The organism is Microbacterium sp. UCD-TDU (genome assembly GCF_000340625.1).
Taxonomy (GTDB): domain Bacteria; phylum Actinomycetota; class Actinomycetes; order Actinomycetales; family Microbacteriaceae; genus Microbacterium; species Microbacterium maritypicum.
This window is the reverse complement of the sequence record NZ_KB454448.1, coordinates 249,742-269,597: the sequence shown is the minus strand read 5'-3', so window position 1 is coordinate 269,597 and position 19,856 is coordinate 249,742. Positions and strand designations below refer to the sequence as shown.

At 69.4% G+C, this 19,856-nt stretch carries 16 protein-coding genes; 5 read left to right on the top strand and 11 right to left on the bottom strand.

Annotation, left to right across the window (positions count from 1 at the left end; all coding sequences use genetic code 11):
• Positions 1 to 20: 20 nt before the first annotated feature.
• From D514_RS36615 to D514_RS0119785, 7 genes are all read right to left on the bottom strand, one after another.
• On the bottom strand, positions 21 to 1,478 hold the full coding sequence (locus tag D514_RS36615) for a cation acetate symporter (RefSeq protein ID WP_017831388.1): 1,458 nt from the start codon (positions 1,476 to 1,478) through the stop codon (positions 21 to 23).
• Positions 1,475 to 1,849 (bottom strand): hypothetical protein, encoded by a 375-nt coding sequence (locus D514_RS36610; RefSeq protein WP_017831387.1) that lies wholly within the window; start codon positions 1,847 to 1,849, stop codon positions 1,475 to 1,477. The genes D514_RS36615 and D514_RS36610 overlap by 4 nt, the downstream gene beginning before the upstream one ends.
• Positions 1,846 to 2,580, bottom strand: coding sequence for a LytTR family DNA-binding domain-containing protein (locus tag D514_RS36605; protein ID WP_017831386.1), 735 nt, complete (start codon positions 2,578 to 2,580; stop codon positions 1,846 to 1,848). Before D514_RS36605 ends, D514_RS36610 begins: the two co-directional genes overlap by 4 nt.
• Positions 2,581 to 2,588: 8 nt before the next feature.
• Entirely contained in the window at positions 2,589 to 3,770 is a 1,182-nt protein-coding gene (locus D514_RS36600; RefSeq protein WP_017831385.1) for a sensor histidine kinase, read from the bottom strand.
• 31 nt (positions 3,771 to 3,801) lie between these two features.
• Complete coding sequence (locus tag D514_RS36595) at positions 3,802 to 4,047, bottom strand: YbdD/YjiX family protein (RefSeq protein ID WP_017831384.1); 246 nt, start codon at positions 4,045 to 4,047, stop codon at positions 3,802 to 3,804.
• Between the two features lies 1 nt (position 4,048).
• The gene (locus D514_RS36590; protein WP_017831383.1) at positions 4,049 to 6,334 is read right to left on the bottom strand and encodes a carbon starvation CstA family protein; all 2,286 of its coding nucleotides are present in this window, start codon (positions 6,332 to 6,334) and stop codon (positions 4,049 to 4,051) included.
• 184 nt (positions 6,335 to 6,518) lie between these two features.
• Positions 6,519 to 9,752 (bottom strand): S8 family serine peptidase, encoded by a 3,234-nt coding sequence (locus tag D514_RS0119785; protein WP_236610999.1) that lies wholly within the window; start codon positions 9,750 to 9,752, stop codon positions 6,519 to 6,521.
• A gap of 167 nt (positions 9,753 to 9,919) precedes the next feature.
• Between D514_RS0119785 and D514_RS36585 the strand changes: the two genes are divergently transcribed.
• Positions 9,920 to 10,465 (top strand): ECF transporter S component, encoded by a 546-nt coding sequence (locus tag D514_RS36585; RefSeq protein WP_017831382.1) that lies wholly within the window; start codon positions 9,920 to 9,922, stop codon positions 10,463 to 10,465.
• Here the strand turns inward: D514_RS36585 and D514_RS36580 are convergent.
• Complete coding sequence (locus D514_RS36580; protein WP_017831381.1) at positions 10,437 to 11,765, bottom strand: heparan-alpha-glucosaminide N-acetyltransferase domain-containing protein; 1,329 nt, start codon at positions 11,763 to 11,765, stop codon at positions 10,437 to 10,439. The genes D514_RS36585 and D514_RS36580 overlap by 29 nt on opposite strands.
• 185 nt (positions 11,766 to 11,950) lie before the next feature.
• Between D514_RS36580 and D514_RS36575 the strand changes: the two genes are divergently transcribed.
• The 4 genes from D514_RS36575 to D514_RS36560 are packed head-to-tail and all read left to right on the top strand — an operon-like array spanning position 11,951 to position 15,930.
• Entirely contained in the window at positions 11,951 to 13,657 is a 1,707-nt protein-coding gene (locus D514_RS36575; RefSeq protein ID WP_017831380.1) for an ABC transporter ATP-binding protein, read from the top strand.
• A gap of 29 nt (positions 13,658 to 13,686) precedes the next feature.
• On the top strand, positions 13,687 to 14,472 hold the full coding sequence (locus D514_RS36570; RefSeq protein ID WP_036323926.1) for an energy-coupling factor transporter transmembrane component T: 786 nt from the start codon (positions 13,687 to 13,689) through the stop codon (positions 14,470 to 14,472).
• A gap of 10 nt (positions 14,473 to 14,482) precedes the next feature.
• Positions 14,483 to 15,358, top strand: a complete 876-nt coding sequence (locus D514_RS36565) for a siderophore-interacting protein (protein WP_017831378.1) — start codon at positions 14,483 to 14,485, stop codon at positions 15,356 to 15,358.
• Positions 15,355 to 15,930 carry an ECF transporter S component gene (locus D514_RS36560; protein ID WP_017831377.1) on the top strand — a complete coding sequence of 192 codons (576 nt, stop codon included), beginning with the start codon at positions 15,355 to 15,357 and terminating at the stop codon, positions 15,928 to 15,930. Before D514_RS36565 ends, D514_RS36560 begins: the two co-directional genes overlap by 4 nt.
• 101 nt (positions 15,931 to 16,031) lie before the next feature.
• Here the strand turns inward: D514_RS36560 and D514_RS36555 are convergent, their stop codons facing one another.
• The 3 genes from D514_RS36555 to D514_RS36545 form a co-directional block, all read right to left on the bottom strand.
• Positions 16,032 to 17,345, bottom strand: a complete 1,314-nt coding sequence (locus tag D514_RS36555; RefSeq protein WP_144053098.1) for an HNH endonuclease signature motif containing protein — start codon at positions 17,343 to 17,345, stop codon at positions 16,032 to 16,034.
• Between the two features lie 207 nt (positions 17,346 to 17,552).
• Positions 17,553 to 18,716 carry an acyl-CoA dehydrogenase family protein gene (locus tag D514_RS36550; RefSeq protein ID WP_017831375.1) on the bottom strand — a complete coding sequence of 388 codons (1,164 nt, stop codon included), beginning with the start codon at positions 18,714 to 18,716 and terminating at the stop codon, positions 17,553 to 17,555.
• 152 nt (positions 18,717 to 18,868) lie between these two features.
• Positions 18,869 to 19,798: a M15 family metallopeptidase gene (locus D514_RS36545; RefSeq protein WP_017831374.1), complete on the bottom strand. Its 930-nt coding sequence runs from the start codon at positions 19,796 to 19,798 to the stop codon at positions 18,869 to 18,871.
• Positions 19,799 to 19,856 lie beyond the last annotated feature (58 nt).

The window sequence follows — 19,856 nt, the reverse complement described above, 5'->3', positions numbered from 1 at the left end:
TCCTGACTCAGCCCCCTGACTCAGCCGCGCTCCGGCGTGTGCACGCGCGCGAGGAAGCGCTCGGAGCGCGGCGACGGGCCCCGCGGGTCGAGGATCGAGACCACGACGGTCACCGCCGTCGCGAGGGGAATGGTCCAGGCGGCGGGCTGGGCGAGGTACGGCGCCGCCGCCCCGACGCCATCGATCAGGGCATGCACGAGCAGCGCGAGGCCGGCGGCGAGACCGCCGGACAGCATCCCGGCGACCGCCCCACGCGCGGTGAGTCCTCGCCACCAGACTCCCAACAGCACGACCGGTGACAACGTCGACGCCGCCACGACGAACACCACACCGACACTCGATCCGAGACCGGCCGGGGCCGTGAGCAGCGCCACGGCGAGCGGCACCAGCGCACACAGCACGGCCGAGAGTCGGAACGAGCGCACCGATCCTGAGAACACGTCCTGGCTGATCACTCCGGCGAGCGACACCACGAGGCCGGCGGATGTCGCCAGGAAGGCCGCGAACGCCCCGGCGACGATCAGTGCCGTGAGCAGCTCGCCGAAGACACCGGGGAAGACGCGGGAGGGCAGCAGCAGCACCACGGTGTCGGCGACGCCCGGCACCGCGAGGTCGGGAGCGGCGATGCGCGCCAGCAGGCCCATCGTGCTCGAGACCGCATAGAACGCACTGACCATGCCGATCACGATCACCGTCGTGCGTCGCGCCGAGACCCCGGTCGGACTCGTGTAGAAGCGCACCAGCACATGGGGAAGACCCATGGTTCCCAGCAGCAGCGCAAGCAGCAGCGAGGCCGTCTCGTAGGCGTCGAACCCCGAGGGGCCGGCCTCGACCGGGAAGACCAGCGCGGGGTCGAAGTCGTGCGGACCGCCGCTGAGCGCGAAGGCGATGAACACGACCGGCACGAGGAGAGCGGTGAGCTTGAGCCAGTACTGGAACGCCTGCACATACGTGATCGCGCGCATGCCGCCCGCGGCCACCGCTGCAGCCACGAGCACCGCGACGGTGACGGCTCCCACCCATTCCGGCAGGCCGGCCACGACGAGCAGGGTGAGGCCGGCACCGTGCAGCTGCGGCACGATGTACAGCCAGCCGATCACCAGCACCGCGATGCTCGTGACGCGTCGGGCCGACGTCGACTCCAGGCGCGCCTCGATGAAGTCGGGGATCGTGTAGGCGCCGCTGCGGCGGAGCGGGGCCGCGACGAACGCGAGGACCAGGAGGTAGCCGGCCGCGTATCCGATCGGGAACCAGAAGCCGCGGGCGCCGTCGAGCAGCACGAGGCCCGACAGCCCGAGGAAGGTACCGGCAGAGAGGTACTCGCCGCTGATCGCCGACGCGTTCCACACGGGTCGCACGGTGCGCGACGCCACGAAGAAGTCTCCCGTGGTGCGGGAGATACGCAGTCCGTAGACCCCGATCAGCAGCGTCGCGACGATGACGAGCGCGACGCCGATGAGATCGAGCACCACGTTCATTCGCGGTCCCGGAGCGCCCGGTACCGGCGCTCGTTGCGTGCGGCGGTGCGCACGTAGAGCACCGCGAAGACGACGATGATCGGATAGAACGCGTACGCCTGCAACAACCACGACAAGGGCAGACCCCAGACCAGGACCTGTCCGATCTCGGGGACGAGGGCGATCGTCAGGGTGAGCGCGATCACGACGACCACGAACCCGGCGACCGTGCCGAGCGCGAGTCGGAGCTGGCTGCGCATCAGCGCCCGGGCGTACACGGCATCCGCCTCGTCCACGGGCGAGCCGGGCAGGGCGATGCCGCGGGTGAAAGTCGCTGGTCGCCGATCGGGCAGGTCGGCCGTGACGCGCACGCGCTTCGGCTTCTCGGTCATCCGGCGCCCTCTCCACGCAGCAGGGCATCGCGCACCGCCGGCACCAGACGCCGACTGACCGGCAGCGGGACCGCGCCGATCGATACGGCGGGCTCCGCCCCGGACAGACGCGCCTCGGTCACGGCGGCCGTGCGCACGAGCGAGGAGCGATGGATGCGCAGGAATCCGGCCGCCGCCCACCGAGCCTCCAGCTCCGAGATCGGGATGCGCACCAGATGCCCAGTGCCGTCGCCGGTGTGCAGCCGCGAGTAGTCTCCCTGCGCCTGCACCCAGCGCACCTCGCTGCGGCGCACGAACCGCACGACGGATCCGACCGTGACCGGCAGCACCTCGTCATCGCCGAGGCCGGCGGTGTCGCCGAGCTCGACGACCCGGTCGACCGCCTGACGCAACCGCTCGAGGCGCACGGGCTTGAGCAGATAGTCGGCAGCGCGCAGCTCGAACGCCTCCACCGCCCTCGCCTCGTCGGCGGTCACGAACACGACGGACGGCGGTTCGGCGAGGGCCATCAGAGCGCGCGCGAGCTCCATCCCGTTCAACCCCGGCATGTGGATGTCGAGGAACGCGATCCGCACCGCCCGCTCGGACAGGACCCGCAGGGCCTCAGCCCCCGACGATGCCGTGAGGATCTCACCGACACGGGGGTCGGTGCGCAGCAGGTGGACCAGCTCGTCCAGGGCGGGTCTCTCGTCGTCCGCGACGAGCACATCGATCGGAGGTGCGATGGTCATCATGATCGTCAGTCGTTGTCCGGGTCGTGCTGCGGCTGCGATTTCGGGACCCGCATGCGCACCAGGGTACCGGCGCCGGTGTTCGTCTCGACCACCAGGCCTCCGTCGGCGCCGTAGAGCTGACGCAGCCGGGTATCGACGTTGCGCAGACCCACGTGGACGCCGTCGTCGCCCGCCGTGAGGGTCGCTCTCAGCCCCTCGGGGTCCATGCCGACCCCGTCGTCCTCGACCGTGATCTCGGTGTGGGTGCCGTCGTCGCGCGAGGCGATGCGGATCTCCCCTCCCCCGACGCCGGGTTCGAGACCGTGACGGACCGCGTTCTCGACGAGCGGCTGCACCGACAGGAACGGGATGACCGTCGCGAGCGTCTCCGGCGCGATCTGCAGGGTGACCCTCAGCCGGTCACCGAAGCGGGCCCGCTCGAGCTCGAGGTAGGAGTGGATGCTGCCCAGCTCTTCGGCGATCGTGGTGAACTCGCCCTGTCGACGGAACGAGTAGCGGGTGAAGTCGGCGAACTCCAGCACCAGCTCGCGCGCACGCGTGGGGTCGGTGAGCACGAACGACGCGATCGCCGTGAGGGCGTTGTAGATGAAGTGCGGGGAGATCTGCGCCCGCAACGACCGCAACTCCGCCTCGGCCAGCTGGGTCCTCGACGCATCGAGTCCGCCGAGTTCGACCTGCGCCGCGCACCAGTCGGCGACCTCTTCGGCCGCCCGCACCAGCGCTGCCCGCACGGATGCCGCGAAGGCGACCACGACACCCACCACGCGGCCGTCGACGAGGATCGGAGCCCCGACGGCCTCGAGCTCACCGTCCCTTCCGCGTGCCGGGAAGACCTGCCGTCGACCGGAAGCACTCACCTGCGCGGCGATGCGGCGTGCCGCGGACTCCAGCCCGTCGGAGGGGCCGTCGAACGACACGGTGCCCTCGGCGCTCACGATCGCGACCGCTGCGCTTCCGAGCAGTACGCGCAGGTGCCGTGCGGCCTTCACGACGTCGGGGGTGGAGAGCCCTGCACGCAGGTGCGGCGCCGCCAGGCTCGCCTGGTGCAGCGCTGTGAGCGCGGCCTGTTCGGCATCGCTTCCCAGGTCGGCGGCCCCGCGGGCGAGTCGGCGCGCGAGCAGGAGGAGCACCGAGAGGGCGATGCCGCCGAGCACGCCCAGCACGGCGGCGAGAACGACGTCGGTCATGGTCCCAGCCTAGGCACCGACGACACCGCGCTCAGCAGCAGCGGGCACCGGGGTTGCGATCCTGGTCGTCCATCCGCTGCCGCCAGAACTGCCGTTCGGTCAGCGGCTCCTCGTCCGGGTGCTGGCGACGCTGATGGGCGACGTACGTCGCATAGGCACTGTCGCCCATCAGTGTCGTGATGTACCAGCGGATGCCGCGCCCGGCCCGCGCCACGGCGCCGACGAGCGTCCGCAGGAGGGTGGTCGCGGCATCCGTCCGGTTCATGGTGTCGGCCATCTCAGTGGGTCGACGCCTTGCGCTCGTCGGCCAGGAGCGGCTCCCACTGCTTCTCGAGTTCGCGCTCCTCGGCGCTCGGCAGGAACCCTGCCGGAGCGAAGCGGCGCGAGGCCACGGGGGCCTCCTCGGTGTTCTCGCCGCCGCCGTTGCGGATCGCCTTGATCGTCACGATCACGGCGGCCACCATGACGACGATGGCGAGGGTCACGAAGATGATCGAGAGCGTGCCCTGCACGGCGGTGTTGCGGATGACGGCGTCGAGCACCTGGGGCTCACCGAGCGAGGTGTCTCCGCTGTCGCGGGCGGCGACGTAGCGGAAGTGATTCGCCCAGTAGCCGATCGCCGGAACCGGAGACGCGATCTTGTACAGCGAAGCCGTGATGGTCACGACCGCGGTGAACGCGAGCGGCAGCCCGATGATCCACAGCCACTTGACGTAGCTCCGACCGCGCTTGGCGACGATGGCCATCACCACGGCGAGCGCGATCGCGGCGAGCAGCTGGTTCGCGATGCCGAACAGCGGGAAGAAGGTGTTGATGCCGCCGAGCGGGTCGGTCACCCCGAGGATGAGGATCGCTCCCCAGCCGGCCACCATGATCGCGGTGCAGATCCAGACTCCGGGGCGCCACGAGACGTCGCGGAACTTGGGGAACCAGGCGCCGATCGAGTCCTGCAGCATGAAGCGGGCCACGCGGGTGCCGGCGTCGACGGCGGTGAGGATGAACAGCGCCTCGAACATGATCGCGAAGTGGTACCAGAACGCCATCATCGCCTGACCGCCGAGCGCCTGCTGCATGATGTGCGCGAGGCCGAGCGCGAGCGTCGGCGCCCCTCCGGTGCGGGAGACGATCGACTCCTCGCCGACCGCGGCTGCCGTGCCGGTGAGCATCTCGGGCGTGAGGTTCACCCCCGTCAGGCCCAGCGAGTTCACGAAGGCCACAGCCCCCTCGACCGTGCTCCCTGTCGCGGCCGTCGGCGCGTTCATCGCGAAGTAGATGCCCTGGTCGATCGAGATCGCGGCGACGAGGGCCATGATCGCGACGAACGACTCCATGAGCATGCCGCCGTAGCCGATGAAGCGCGTCTGACGCTCCTTCTCGATGAGTTTCGGGGTGGTCCCCGACGCGATCAGCGCGTGGAACCCGGAGAGCGCCCCGCACGCGATCGTGACGAACAGGAAGGGGAAGAGGGGTCCTGCGAACACCGGTCCCATGCCGTTCTCGCCGAAGACGCTGACGGCGGGGACGCTGATCTCGGGGCGCACGAGCACGATGGCTCCCGCGAGCATGACGATCACGCCGATCTTCATGAAGGTCGACAGGTAGTCGCGTGGGGCGAGCAGCAGCCAGACCGGGAGCACGGCGGCGATGAAGCCGTAGACGATGATGCCCCAGGCGATGGTCGTGCGGTCGAGGTGGAAGATCGCCTGACCCCACTCGGTCCCGGCGACCCATCCTCCGCCGATGATCGCGGCCATCAGCAGCACGAAGCCGATGATCGACACCTCGGTGACCTTGCCGGGACGGAGGTAGCGCAGGTAGACGCCCATGAAGAGCGCGATCGGGATGGTCATCGCGACCGAGAACACGCCCCACGGGCTCTCCCCCAGCGCGTTGACGACGACGAGGGCGAGGATCGCGACGATGATCAGCATGATCAGCAGCGAGGCGATGATCGCGGCGGTGCCGCCGATCCGGCCCAGCTCCTGACGGGCCATCTGGCCGATCGTGCGTCCGCCGCGGCGCATCGAGAAGAACAGCACGGTGTAGTCCTGCACGGCGCCGGCGAGCACCACGCCCACGATGATCCAGATCGTGCCGGGGAGGTACCCCATCTGCGCGGCGAGCACGGGACCGACGAGCGGTCCGGCACCGGCGATGGCAGCGAAGTGGTGGCCGTAGAGCACACGCCGGTCGGTGGGGACGTAGTCCTTGCCGTCCTGCTTCACCTCGGCGGGCGTGGCCCTGCGGTCATCGGGTCGGGTGATGTACTTCTCGATCACCTTGGAGTAGAACCGATAGCCGATGAGGTACGTGCACACCGCGGCGAACACGAACCAGATCGCGTTGACGGTCTCGCCGCGGACGATCGCGAGCATGGTCCAGGCGACGGCGCCCAGCAACGCGATCGCGGCCCACAGGATGATCTTCGGCAGAGTCCAGCGGTTCGCCTTCTCGTGGTGCTCCTCGCTGAGGGCGACGGAGGGGAGTTTCGGATCGGTGACGATCACGGGCTCGTCGTCGACGAGTCCGGCGCCGTCGCGGCGGCGCGACGAAGGTGCGGTCATGGAGGTCTCCTCGGGATACGCGACGTTGCGTTCCCCCACGTTAGGAAAGCGATGCCGCCGCACGGGGCCGAGCGAGTGGATGCTGCGACGAGCGGCGCGGATCACGCGGTGAACGGATGCGCATACGCAGCACAGCACCCCGCGGTCCATCGACCACGGGGTGCTGTGCGGTGTCGCGTGCGGACTACTCCCTCTTCTCCCCACGCGGTGCCGGGGTCTCCGGTGCGGGGGTCTCGGGCGCGGGCGTCGCCGGGGCGCTCGTCTCCGGTGCCGGGGTCTGCGGTGCCGGAGCCTCCGGTGCCGGGGTCTCCGGTGCCGGGGTCTCCGGCGCCGGAGGCTCGGGTGCCGGAGCCTCCGGTGCCTTCGCCTTCGGCACGTCGACCGTCAGCACGGTGCGTACATCCGAGTCGCCGTACTGCACGAGCCCGAGGTAGCGCGTGCCGGCGGTCAGACCGGTCCAGCTGAGGTCGTACGACATCTGCTTACCGCGGACCGCGGCGAGCGGGTTCGGCGTGGCGGTGAGGTCGCCCTCGCCGTCGGGCAGCACGTTGGCGTAGGTCATGTCCCACGTCATCGGGCCCGTCGTGGAGTAGATGTTCGCCACCACGAGGTACGTACCGGCCGTCGGCGACGGGATCGTGACCTGCTCGTCCGCCGAGCCGGTCGCCGAGCGCCAGCGCTGGTAGTACTGCAGGTCGTCCGGGCTCACCACCCGGTACACGGTGAGGTCGAGGTCGCTGCCCTTGTCGTCGGACGAATCGAGGTCGAACCTCGACAGCGTCGTCCCCTCGGGCACGTTCACGATCCACGACACGTCCTTGTTCGCGTCGCCCGACTTCTCGTCTCCCGAGTGACCGTCGACGGGGTTGTCCGCGTCGGCGAGCAGCTCGAACGGCGTCAGACCCGAGAGTCCGAGTGCCAAATCACCGGTGAGGCCGGGGGTGATGTCCACCGTGGTGCCGCCGTCGACGCCGGTGCCCGTGACCTCCGCCGGAGCGTCGGCCGTGACGGGGAACAGCGCGATCGGCGACCGCACCGAGTTCTTCGCACTCGTCCAGGTCAGCGAGCCGGTGGCCCACTGCTCCACCGGGGCGCTGGCGTTGTCGAACGTGACCGTGAAGGTCTTCGTCTGGCCGGGGCGGTCGAACTTGAGCTGCTGAGGTGTGACCTTGATCTTCACTCCGGGCACGGAGGCCTTGGCGGTGAAGGTGCCCTTCTCGGTGGAGGTGACCGTGCGGGTGACGGTCTGCGCGCTGGTCAGCGAGCCGATCGAGATCGACGCCTGGTTCAGATCGCTGCCGTCGATCGGGTCGATGCCGGGGAAGTCCGACAGGCCCTTCCCGTCGAGGAACGCCGCCCAGTCCTTCACCCCGTTGAGGTAGAGCAGACCCGGGTTCAGGTACCGCTTCGGGTCGACCTGACCTGCGCCCTGCTCGAACGGGTTCTTGTTCTTCGATCCATCGGGCAGCACCGTGTCGTAGGCGGTGGTCATCATGGCCGACTTGATCTCTGCCGGCGTCGCCTTGGGGTGCTCGCCGAGGTACAGAGCCGCGAGACCCGCGACGTGCGGAGACGCCATCGACGTGCCGGAGAGGATGCCGAAGGTCGGCTTCTCGCCCGGTGCGTTCTCGGTCGCCGCGAGGATCGCGACACCGGGAGCCGCGACGTCCGGCTTCATCACATCGCTGCCGTCGGCCAGCATCGGTCCGCGGCTCGAGAATCCCGCGATCTGCGGCGTCGGGGTGGTCACGCCCGTGGTGTTCTCACCGACGAGGGTGATCGGACGGTCCACGCCGCCCTGCACGTACGCGAGCACGGCGGCGCGGTGCACGGCGTTCAGGTGCACGGTCGGCACGGCGTGGAAGTCGTTGTCGAGCGAGTCGGCTCCCCCTGGCACGTTCACGAGGACCATGCCCATGCCACCGGCGTCCTTGACCACCTGCGACTTCTCGGCGCGGGCGTTGCCCCCGCGGTCGCAGACCACGATGTGGCCGGCGACCTTCGCGGGGTCGAGGGTGCCGGGCAGGCAGAGCTGCGGATCGGCGGCTCCTGCGGCGGCAGCGTCCACGGCGGCGATCGACGGACCGGTGACCTCCTGCCCGAACGGCACGCTCACCGAGGCTCCGGCCTGCGCGAATCCGTCGAACTGCACGGTGCCTTCCCAGGTGGGGATGGTGGAGGCGGCGACCGTCGTGTACCAGGGCGATGCGTGATCGGCCGTGACCGGGTCGGGACCGTCGTTGCCGGCGCTCGTCGCGACGAAGACGCCCGCGGCTGCGGCGTTGAAGAACGCGAGGTCCTCCGGAGCCATCACGGTGCTCGCGGCGCCTCCGCCGATGGAGTAGTTGATCACGTCGACGCCGTCGGCGACGGCCTGGTCGATCGCGGCGATCAGGTCGCTCTGCGCGCAGATGTCATCCGTGGTCACCGTCGTGTCTGGACCGACGTAGCAGGCCTTGTAGGCCGAGATCTTCGCCGCGGGCGCGACTCCCGAGATCGTGCCGAAGTCGACGTTCTCGATGCTGGCCTTGACCTTGAAGTTGCCCGCCGCGGTGCTCGCGGTATGGGAGCCGTGGCCGTCGCCGTCACGCGGCGAGAGGTAGTCATACTGGAAATCGAAACCGGCCGCCTCGGCTCCGGCGTAGAAGTACTGTCCGCCGATGAGCTTCGACGAGTAGTCGCTGTTGTCCCAGTCCTGGCCCTCGACCATCGCGGCCTGGAACTGCCCGCCATCCGACTTGTCGAAGTAGACGTAGGTGCCGTCGGTGTAGGGCTGAGCGCCCTTGTTGCGGTTGTGCTGCTTCTTCTGCTTCTTGATCTTCTTGCCCTCGAACGAGGGGTGCTCGGGGGCGATGCCGGTGTCGATCACGCCGACGACGACGCCCTCTCCGGCTTTCTCGACCCCTCCGGTCTGCTGCCACACGCCGCCGCGGCCCTTGCGGTCGTCGCCGAGCCCGAGGTAGTCGGTCGACGTCTGCGCATCGGGGTGACGGATCTCATCCGGGTACACCCCGATGACGTCCTTCGACGCACGAAGCGCGTCGACCTGTTCGCCGCTGAGGTCGGCGCTGAAGCCGTTCAGCACCACCTGGTAGGTGGTGTCGGGGGTGACGCCGATGTCGCTGACGAGGTCGGTCTGCTCGGTCTGCAGATGCTCGACATAGCGCTGCGAATCCTGCGACTGCGTCTCCAGCTGCTCGCCTTCGGCGGGCTTGGTGGCCTTCAGACCCTTGACGTCGCCTTCGTAGGTGGCGAGCGGATCCGACTTCATCACCACGATGTAGTGCCCGGGGGTGCCTGCGACGGGGACAGGGTGCGTCACCTCCTCCGTCGCGGCGTAGCCGGTGGTTGCCGTCGATGCGATGAACAGCGTGGCCAGGGTGGTGGCGGCTGCCATCCGGAGGGGTGTTCGACCCATGTGGTGCTCCCGATGATCACGGCGCAGCCGCGTTGCTGCACCGCGGCCAACATAGTCCGGCTCTCGGCGATCGACGCGAGATCTGGCCGATCGACCAACCCGCATTCGCCGATCGACCAGGGTTATCCACGGCCGCCCTCCCGATAGGTCGACAGTAAGCTGGAGAGGTGGCCCGCACCTCCGTCCTGTCGACCCGCGTACTGCTCGTCTGCGCGGCGATCGGTGTCGCGACGGGCATCCTCGCGGGCATCGCCGGCTGGGTGACACCCGTCCTACTGGCCAGTCCGCTGCTGTTCCTCTACGGCCTCGTGCTCGGTTCGCACGTGCTGCCGGGGATCATCGCGCAGGAGGTGCTGCGACTTCCGCTCGTCGCGCTCATCACCCATGTGTTCGCCGCCCTGATCGCGAGCGCTTTCAACCCCGCCTGGGCGCTGCGCTTCATCGGCACCGCTCTGCTGTTCGGCCTGATCCAGGAGGGGGTGGCCGCGCTCACCCGCTATCGCTCCTGGGGACCGTGGCGCTTCTTCCTCTCAGCGGCGATCATCGGCGTCTTCGTCGCGGTCGTGGTGTTCTTCGCCGCTCACCTCTCGGTGATGCCGCTGTGGGCGCAGCTGCTGTACCTCGCGATCTCCGTGCTCGGGCCCATCGCGTGGACCGCTGTCGGCCTCGCGATCGGCTCGGCGCTCAGTCGCGCCGGCGTCGCCCGCCGGTAGCCACCGCTCCCAGCCGTCTCGCGACCGCGCCCGAGATCGAGCTCACGAGCGCTTCGAGCGGACCACGACGCTGCAGCGCGGCCAGGATCGCGCCGATGACGAGCGCCCCCAGGATGTGGACCCCGAGGATCCCCGGCCCGAGATACCACCACGGGATGTCGGCCGGCGCGTCGATCTGACCGACGGACGCCAGCGCGACGGTCGCGGCAGCCGCCGCGAGGACGTGGAGCGTGTAGACCGTGAGCGGTGCGGCTCCCGCCGCCCTGATCGGCTCCAGCACACGGAGGACGGCCTTCGGGAGGACGCCGGCGAGGAACAGCATGCTCGCGATGACGAAGAGGGCGATGCCGACGCCGCGCAGGATGTCGAGGGTCGTTCCCGTGTGCGGAGTCTGTAGCGCGAGCGCCCACCACTCCGGGGAGAGCGGTGCGCCGAAGCCCGGGGATCCGATCAGGCCGTCGATCGCCTCGGCGGACTCCACCGGCATCGTCGCGATCACCGCAGCGCGCCCGAAGAGACCGTAGACCAGGGCGCTGGCCGACACCGCGAGCACGGCGAGAAGAGCGCCGACTCCGGCCATCCAGGCGAGGAGACGGGGCTCCGCCGCATTCCGGCGTGCGCCGATCAGCAGCTTCGCCACGGCCATGCCCACGAGCACGTAGACGATCCAGGTGATGACGGGGTATGTCCCGGTGACGAAGACCGCGCGCAGAGCCACCAGGGGCTCTCCCCACTGCGGCCAGCTCACACCGCCGCCCTCTCCGACGACGCCGATCATCCCTCGCAGCTGGGCGTTGAGGATGGGGCCGACGACCGCCAGGACTCCTGCCCACACGAGCAGTCCCTTCGCACCCATCCGCAGGAACGGGATGCTGCCCAGCATCGCCACCCCGAAGTAGACGAGGACGACGACGATGCTCCCCGGCGCCTGGGCGAGCGTGGCCCCGATCGCGATGACGAGGAGACCGCGCACAGCCATCGCCCACCGGGCCGCCGCGATGTGGCCTCTCTCGAGGTAGGAACGGGTCGCCAGGACCACGCTGATCCCGCCCACGACCGCGAACAGCGTCGACGCGTTCCCGTCGACGATGCTCGACAGCCACGAGATGTGGCCCGGCATGCCGGCCGGCGGGAGGAGGTGCGCGCAGAACATGCCGATGATCGCCAGGAACCGGGCGAAGTCGATGCCGACCATACGGCCGAGCTCGCCCTGGGATCCTGTCCCGCCATCGCGGCGCGTCGGCACGCGTCCGCTCTCCTGCGGCTTCGCGATCGCGATCGTGTTCGTGTCTTCTCGCACGGTTCTCCCCTTGTTCCGTTCGGCGCACAGAATGACGCCTCTACGACGATGCCCTGCGTGCGGGTGCCGCGCGTCCGCCTTCGGGATGACCGCTGTCATCCCGAAGAGGGCTTCTGCGCGCATGGATTATCAGGTAAGGCTCAGCTAAGTTAGAGGGGTACGATCCACCGACCCGGGACTCCACCGTGCGCCCATCCGCGCCCCTGCTCCGCGTGCGTGAGCTCTCGCTCACCCACGCCGATGCGGTGCACCCCTCACCACGCGATGTGACCTTCGACATCGAGGCGGGCGAAGTCGTGCTCCTGCTCGGACCATCCGGTTCCGGCAAGTCGACGCTCACCCTCGCGCTGAACGGCCTGATCCCCCACGCACTCCCCGCGCGCATGGTCGGCACGGTCGAGGCGGGCGGGATCGACACCGCGAGCGCGCAGACGGCCGCGCTGAGCACACAGGTCGCGATGGTCTTCCAGGACCCCGATGCGCAGATGGTCACCGGAAGCGTCTACGACGAGGTCGCATTCGGCCCCGAGAACCTGCTGCTCCCGCTGGATGTCGTCGAGAGTCGCGTCGGACAGGCGCTGCGACGGGTTGGCCTCTGGGATCGGCGCGATGAGAACCCCGACCATCTCTCCGGTGGAGGGCGGCAGAGACTCGCGATCGCGGGCGCTCTCGCGATGGGATCGGCGCTGATCGTGCTCGACGAGCCGACGGCCAACCTCGACCCCCAGGGCATCGACGACGTGTACGCCGCCCTGGCGGAGGTCGTCGCCGCCGGAGACCGCGCCATTCTGCTCGTGGAGCACAACCTCGACGCGGCGATGGCGTTCGTCACGCGTGCGATCGTGCTCGACCGCGAAGGTCGCGTCGCCTTCGACGGACCGACCGCCGAGGTCATCCGCGAGCATGCCGATGAGCTGGTAGGGATGGGCGTGTGGCTTCCCGGCGCCACCCTGGCTGCGCTGCGCCTTCGGGGTCAGGGGATCTCCCTCGACCCGCTGCCGCTGTCGCCGCAGGAGCTCGCTGCCGCGCTCGAGCGCGAGGGAGTCTCCTCCCGCTCCGCCCGGCCGCCCGGCGCCGGAGGTTCCGGGCCGCTGAGCGACGAGAGCGACGGCGAGACGAGACGCCAGGCGCCGCCGATCATCCGCGCCCGCGGGCTGACCGTGCGCCGTCGCCGGACCGAGATCCTGCACGGGATCGACCTCGACCTCGAGGCCGGCAGCCTCACGGCCATCGTCGGGGCGAACGGTGCGGGCAAGACCACGCTGATCCAGGCGCTCGCCGGCGTCGTCCCCCCGCCGCGCGGTCAGGTGTCCGTGGACGGCGTCGACGCGGGGGCCGCGTCTCCGCGCGACCTCGCCGCACGCATCGGGTTCGTGTTCCAGAATCCGGAGCACCAGTTCATCGCGGCGACGGTCTTCGACGAGCTGGCCCACGGTCTGCGACTGCGCCACGTGCCGGATGCCGAGGTCTCGACCCGCGTCGACGAGATGCTCACCCGCTTCGGGCTGGAGCACAAGGCGGATGTGCATCCGTTCCTGCTCTCCGGCGGCGAGAAGCGGCGACTGTCGGTGGGTACCGCGCTGATCACCCGTCCGCGCGTGCTGGCGCTCGACGAGCCCACCTTCGGACAGGACCGCGCCAGGGCCGCCGAGCTGCTCGATCTGCTGCAGAACCTGCGTGCGGAGGGGACGACGATCGTGATCGTCACGCATGACCTCCAGCTCGTGGCCGAGCACACCACTCATGTCGTCGTCCTCGCCGATGGTCGGGTGCGGGCGGTCGGACCCACCGCCGCTCTTCTGCAGGACGAGCAGCTGTTCCCCGCCGCGGGACTGCGCCTGCCGGCCCTGCAGCGCGTGCTGACCTCCGCCGGGCTCGGAGCCACCTCGTGACCACGGCGACGTTCGATCCCTACGCACGGATGACGGCGACATCGCGGCGACAGTTCCTGTACGCGCTGAACCCGCTCGCGAAGATCGCCGGATTCGCGCCGGCGATGGTGCTGCTGGTCTTCGTGCGGGATCTGGCCACCCCCGTGGCCTTCCTGGTGCTCGCCTACGCCCTGATCCTGGTCGGCGCACGCCTGACGTGCAGACTCCTCGCCCTGCTGCTGCTCGGGCTCCCCGCCGGCATGCTTCTGATCGGTGTCGGCTTCTCGCTGTGGGTCGATGCCGGCCTCGTCGCCGGCAGTGCCCCCGTCCTGCAGATCGGGGACTGGACGCTCTACAGCGGAGCCCTGCTGATCGGTTTCGCGACCGCGCTGCGGCTCGGCTCCATCATCGCGCTCGCGCTCGTCGGCGGGCTCACCACCAGCGGCCCCGATCTCGTGAGGGCCAGTGTGCAGCAGCTGCGTGTCCCCTACCGCATCGGCTACACGGCCCTGGCCGCGTTCCGGTTCGTGCCGCGGTTCGGCCATGAGCTGTCGGTGATCAGGGCCGCTCATCGGGTGCGCGGGTACCACGGCGGACGCGGACCCTTCGCGCGCATCGCTCGGGGGTGGGGGTACATCGTGCCGCTGCTGGCCGGGGCCATCCGTCACGCAGAGCGCGTGGCACTGGCGATGGACTCGCGTGCATTCGGTGCGCACTCGACGCGCACCGAACGACACCTCGTCCCGTTCCGCACACGGGACACCGTCTTCACCGTCGCGACCCTGCTGGCGTCGGCGGCGATCTTCGTCGTGTCCTTCCCCTGGCAGCTTCCCTGAAAGGCGCATCGTGGCCTACAGCAAGATGGTCAAACCCGAGTCGGCCGATCTCATCCAGCTGGTCGTCCTGCGCACGCGACGGCTGTCGACGCACTGGATCCGTGTGACGCTCGGCGGCGGCGAGATCGAGAAGTTCCGTCCGATGGGGTTCGACCAGTGGTTCCGGCTGTTCCTCCCGATCGGGGGTGATGCGGGCCTGGAGCGGGTGCCGGCGAAGGCGAACAAGGTGTTCGGGTATCTGAAGTTCCTGCGCATCCCCGACGGCGAGCGTCCGGTGATGCGCAACTACAGCGTGCGGGCATTCCGCCCGGCGACCGCGGATGCCGGCGCCGAGATCGACGTGGACTTCGTGCTGCACGGATCGGCGGCCGACGGTACCGCCGGACCGGCCTCGCGGTGGGCCGAGACCTGCCGGCCGGGCGAGCATGTTCTGATCATCGACGAGGGGCTCACGTTCAATCCGCAGCGCGGCGTGGATCGCGTCGTGCTCGTCGGCGATGAGACCGCCCTGCCCGCGATCGCCTCAATCTGTGCCTCGCTTCCCGCTGGCGCCATCGGTACCGCGATCGTGGAGACGCCGAGCGAGGAGGATGCGCTGGAGTTCGCGCATCCCTCGGGTATCGAGGTCGTGCGGATCGTGCGACCGCACGGCGTCGCTCCCGGCTCGCTCGCTCTGGACGCGCTCGCCCGCACCACCCTGCCGGAGGCTCCGTTCCACGCCTATGCGGCGGGCGAGCAGGCGCTCGCCTCCGGCGCCCGCAAGCACCTCGTCGGTGAGCGCGGGGTGGACAAGAATGCGGTGAGCTTCTGCGGGTACTGGCGGGTCGGTGCAGCCTCCCCCGCGTCGAAGGCCGCTCGCGAGGCCGCGGCGGAGCCCCTGGCATGAGCGCGGATGCCGCGGGCCGGTCGCCCCGCACCGGCGGACGATTCCGCTTCCCCACCGTCATCCTGCTGACCTGTGCGGCGCTCGGTGTGGCGGGAGCGGTGCTTCTCGCACCGATGAACTGGTTCTCGACCGTGCTGACCGGGCCGCTCCCGTTCGTGGGCATGGCGCTCGCCGGTCTCTGGCTGCTGCCATCGGTGATCGCGCTGCGGCTGCTGCATCGTCCGCTCGTCGGACTGCTCGTCGCGCTGATCGCCGGTCTCGTGATGGTGCCGTTCTCCGGATACGGTTTCAGCACCGTGCTGACCAATCTCTGGTGGGCGGCCTTCACGGAGCTGCCGTTCCTGTTCGTGCTCTGGCGCTACTGGGGCACCTGGATGCACTACCTCGGTGCCGTCATCGTGGGCATCGTGTATCCGATCTCGGCGTGGGCGTGGTTCGACCTCGGGTCCATGTCTCTCTTCGCCCAGATCGCCTTCTTCGTCGTGGCGATCGCCAGCTGCGTCGGTGGCACGGCCCTCGGCATCCTGATCGCCGACCGTCTCCGCAGGGCGGGAATCGGCAGGCACCGCTGAACCGCGAGAGCGCAGCCGCACACGCCGGGCGGTGACATCGCCGGGCCGTGACGTCGAGCCGCGACGTCGTCAGGCAGCGACGTGGTCAGGCAGCGACGTGGTCAGGCCGCGATGTCGAAGCGTGCGCGGCCTCCGAGCCTCGGGGTTCGCGCAGAGTCGACGTATCGCGGCGGAATGAACCACACCCGCCCCGCCGCACCGCTCCCGCTCCCGCTCCCGCTCCCGCTCCCGCTCCCGCTCCCGGCAGTATCGATGCGGATCTGCCACCCGTTGTCGTGGATGCGATGGTGACACGTTTCGCACAGCAGCACCCCGTTGGAGAGATCGGTCGGCCCGTGGTCTCGTCTCCACCATCGAATGTGGTGCACCTTCGTCATCTCCGGCGGCAACCCGCACATCGCGCATCCCCCATCACGCTCCACCAGCGCCAGCCGTTGCGCCCGGGTGAACAACCGCTTCTCCCGTCCCCAATCGAGGATCTCGCTGTCTCCGCCGAGAACACACGGGATCACGCCACCCCCGGCCGCCATCCGCCGCGCGGCCCCGACGCTGACCGGCTGATCGACCCCGTCCACGGTCGCCGACCCCGTGCCGGCCTCCAGATCGTCGAGGTTCATCCGCACGATCACCGTCGCACCGGCGACCGGCACCCGCTGTTCGCACCCGAGCACGTGCGCGCAGAACACCGCGAGAGCATCGGCCTGGATCATCGGCACCGTCCGCCGATCCGCATCGGGCGCCTCCGCAGCGGTCTCGACATCGAGCACCGCGTTCAGATGCACCATTCCCTCACGCTCGAACAGTGTCAGCGCGCGCCTGCCGCGGCGCTCTTCCTCCCGAGGCTCCAGACCATCCGGATCGAGCCATGCTTCTGCACGGACCACGAGCTTTCGCACATCGTCGAGCGCCAGACCTGCCACCTTCTCCGCCAGCATGCGCTCGGCTTCGACGACACGCTCCACCCCCGTGGCGATCCGACAACGATCGAGCAACCCGATGATCATCGCGGCGGCGGGAGCGCCGAGCGCCCCAGAATCCAGCGCCTGGCTCACCAGCGGATACTTCGCCGGCAGACGCGCACCCAGAAGGTCGCTCCGGGGCGCCGTCGCTTCTCCCACCTTGACGAGACGCGACGCATCACCGGTCGACACCCCCGTGGCTGCCGCGATCAACGTCGCCGGGTTGCGGTAGCCCTGCTGCTTGGCCAGACTCTCCGCCCCGAGCTCTGGACGTGACTCGCGGGAGATGCACGCCGCCACCGACACATGCACGGCATCCAACCGACGCCGCAGCACCCCGATGGACGCGCTCACCTCGATCAGCTGCTCGCGGGACAGCTCCCCGGAGTCACCGGCATCTGACCACGCCTCATCGAGGCGTGACATCGCCTCGTGCAACGCGGTCAATTTCGACATACTCGATTCTACCGCGAACCGTCTCGACATTCGAAGTTATGTTCTATTGAATACCGGTACGACCAGCATGTCGTGAAGACCGAGCACCGGGTCAGCCGCCGGGCATGCGTCGCTCCGGATGCCCGGTGGCACCGAGGTCCGGCAATAGACCAAGGACGGGAAGAGGCCCCGGATGTCGCATCCGGGGCCTCTTCTGCGCAGGTGACGTCAGCGCTTGCCGACGATCTGACGGCCGACGAGATCGCGCATGATCTCGTTCGTGCCGCCGTAGATGCGGTGCACGCGAGCATCGGTGAAGGCGCGGGCGATCGGGTACTCCATGATGTAGCCGTAACCGCCATGCAGCTGCACGCCCGTGTCGAGCACCTCCCACTCGCGCTCGGTAGCCCAGAACTTGACCTTCGCGGCGTCCTCGGCGGTGAGCGTGCTGTTCTTGTAGGCGAGCAATGCGCGGTCGATGTACGCCCACATCGCGTCCGTGGTCGCGGCCATGTCGGCGAGCCGGAAGCGGGTGTTCTGGAAGTCGGCGATGCGCTCGCCGAACGCTTCGCGGTCCTTCGTGTAGGCGACGGTCCAGTCGAGGGCAGCCTGCGCGGCTGCGGCGGCGGCGACGCCGATCGAGAGACGCTCGAGCGGCAGGTTCAGCATCAGCTGGATGAAGCCCTGGCCCTCTTTGCCGCTGATGAGGTTCTCGTCGGGGACGAACACGTCGGTGAAGCTGAGCTCGGCCGTGTCCCAGCCGTGGAAGCCCATCTTGCTGAGCTTCTTGCCCTGGTCGAAGCCCTCCATGCCCTTCTCCACGAGCAGCAGGCTGAAGGCGTCGGGACGGTTGCCCTCACCGGTCTTGACGAAGGTCACGACGACGTCGGCCGTCGTACCGGAGGAGATGAACGTCTTCGCGCCGTTGAGGATGTAGCCGCCGTCGACCTTCTTGGCGTTGGTCTTGATGCCACGCAGATCCGAACCCGCACCCGGGTCGGTCATGGCGAGCGCGCCGAGCACCTCACCCGTGGCCATGCGGGGCAGCCACTTCTCCTTCTGCTCCTGCGTTCCCATGTGCACGAGGTAGGGCACTGCCAGGTCGTCTTGGATGCCGAAGGCACCGGCCAGCGAACCGGCGCCGGAGGCGATGACCTCCTCCATCACGATCGTGCGGAAGCGGTAGTCCTGCAGCATGCCGGCGCCACCGAACTCCTCCGGGACCGACAGGCCGATCAGACCCGCCTCGCCGGCGGCCAGCATCGTCGCCCGGTCGATCTCCCCCGCGGCGTCCCACCGCTCGATAGCTTCGCCCGTCACGTGGCGCTTGACGAAGTCCTTGACCAGGTCCCGGAATGCCTCGTGATCCTCGTCGTAGATGTCGCGTTCCATGCCGTCCTCCTGAACGTCTCATGCATCGTTGCTCCGGCGATTCTACGTCGCACGACCGGTCCAGGACAGGACGTTGTGAGAATGCATCCCATAAATCGTGACACTGGGTACCGCGGTTGTCGGATGCCGCAACCGCGGCGTTCCGCGCCGATTCAGTGCGCGTAGTCGGGGGCGGCCGGCAGCGCGAAGAACTCCTCGAGCGTGTGGAATCCGCCCTCGTGATAGGCGGCGGCGAGGTCGACGCCGACGTAGCGGAGGTGCCACGGCTCCGGCGCGTACCCCGTGACCGGGGTGCCGACCTGCTCGTAGCGCACGATGAATCCGTACTCCCAGGCGTGCGCCGCGACCCAGTCGCTCTGCGCCGTGGCGCCGAAGCCGTCGAGGCCGCCGCAGCCCGTCCCGCACGCGACCACGTCGAGCGCGAGACCCGTCTGGTGCTCGCTGTGGCCCGGACGCGCCGAGCCGGCATCCGCCTCCGCCTGCCCCTGCGATCGCACGTGCGAACCGTAGGTCGTCACCTGCAGGCCGTAGGAGCGGTATCCGTTGTTCGCGCCGATCCGCCCGACACCGGCAGCGACCGCCGCGTCCGCCATCTCGCCGACGGCAGCGGCCACGTCGGTACGCACGCGCCCGGACGGCGTCGTCATCTGCAGCGGCACCGAGGCGAGGTCCGTCGGCTCGTACTCTGGCGGGTTCAGCGGCGACGACTTGTTCACCACGACCCACAGCCGCGCCGGATCGTGGAGCGAGATGCAGGGAGCGTTACCCGCGACGACGGCCTCACGGAAGGCCACGCCACCCCCGAACGCCGCGATCGTCGCCGCGTCATCGCCGTTCGCGATCGCCTGCTGCACCGAGGACTCTGCGCAGGGGTCGGCCGCCGTCGTCGCGGCGACCTTGACCGGCGGGACCTGCATGACCGCGACCGGCACCGGCATCGAGTCGGCGCCTGAGGACGGCACCGGACCGGAACCGATCGACAACAGGACCCCGATCGCGGTCACGGCGACACCGATCGGCAATGCGGGTCCGCGGATCGGGGACCGCGGTGCCGCATGCTGAGGGTGCGGCAGGAAGGGCATTGATCCATCTTCTCATTCGAAGATATGTCGCAGAGTCGCTTGCGTTAACATCGTCTTT

Coding starts and splice junctions, on each gene's coding strand:
- D514_RS36545 (WP_017831374.1), bottom strand. CDS start 19,798: ATGCCCTTCCTGCCGCACCCTCAGCATGCGGCACCGCGGTCCCCGATC.
- D514_RS36610 (WP_017831387.1), bottom strand. CDS start 1,849: ATGACCGAGAAGCCGAAGCGCGTGCGCGTCACGGCCGACCTGCCCGAT.
- D514_RS36600 (WP_017831385.1), bottom strand. CDS start 3,770: ATGACCGACGTCGTTCTCGCCGCCGTGCTGGGCGTGCTCGGCGGCATC.
- D514_RS36615 (WP_017831388.1), bottom strand. CDS start 1,478: ATGAACGTGGTGCTCGATCTCATCGGCGTCGCGCTCGTCATCGTCGCG.
- D514_RS36560 (WP_017831377.1), top strand. CDS start 15,355: ATGAGCGCGGATGCCGCGGGCCGGTCGCCCCGCACCGGCGGACGATTC.
- D514_RS36550 (WP_017831375.1), bottom strand. CDS start 18,716: ATGGAACGCGACATCTACGACGAGGATCACGAGGCATTCCGGGACCTG.
- D514_RS0119785 (WP_236610999.1), bottom strand. CDS start 9,752: ATGGGTCGAACACCCCTCCGGATGGCAGCCGCCACCACCCTGGCCACG.
- D514_RS36605 (WP_017831386.1), bottom strand. CDS start 2,580: ATGACCATCGCACCTCCGATCGATGTGCTCGTCGCGGACGACGAGAGA.
- D514_RS36595 (WP_017831384.1), bottom strand. CDS start 4,047: ATGGCCGACACCATGAACCGGACGGATGCCGCGACCACCCTCCTGCGG.
- D514_RS36555 (WP_144053098.1), bottom strand. CDS start 17,345: ATGTCGAAATTGACCGCGTTGCACGAGGCGATGTCACGCCTCGATGAG.
- D514_RS36570 (WP_036323926.1), top strand. CDS start 13,687: ATGACGGCGACATCGCGGCGACAGTTCCTGTACGCGCTGAACCCGCTC.
- D514_RS36590 (WP_017831383.1), bottom strand. CDS start 6,334: ATGACCGCACCTTCGTCGCGCCGCCGCGACGGCGCCGGACTCGTCGAC.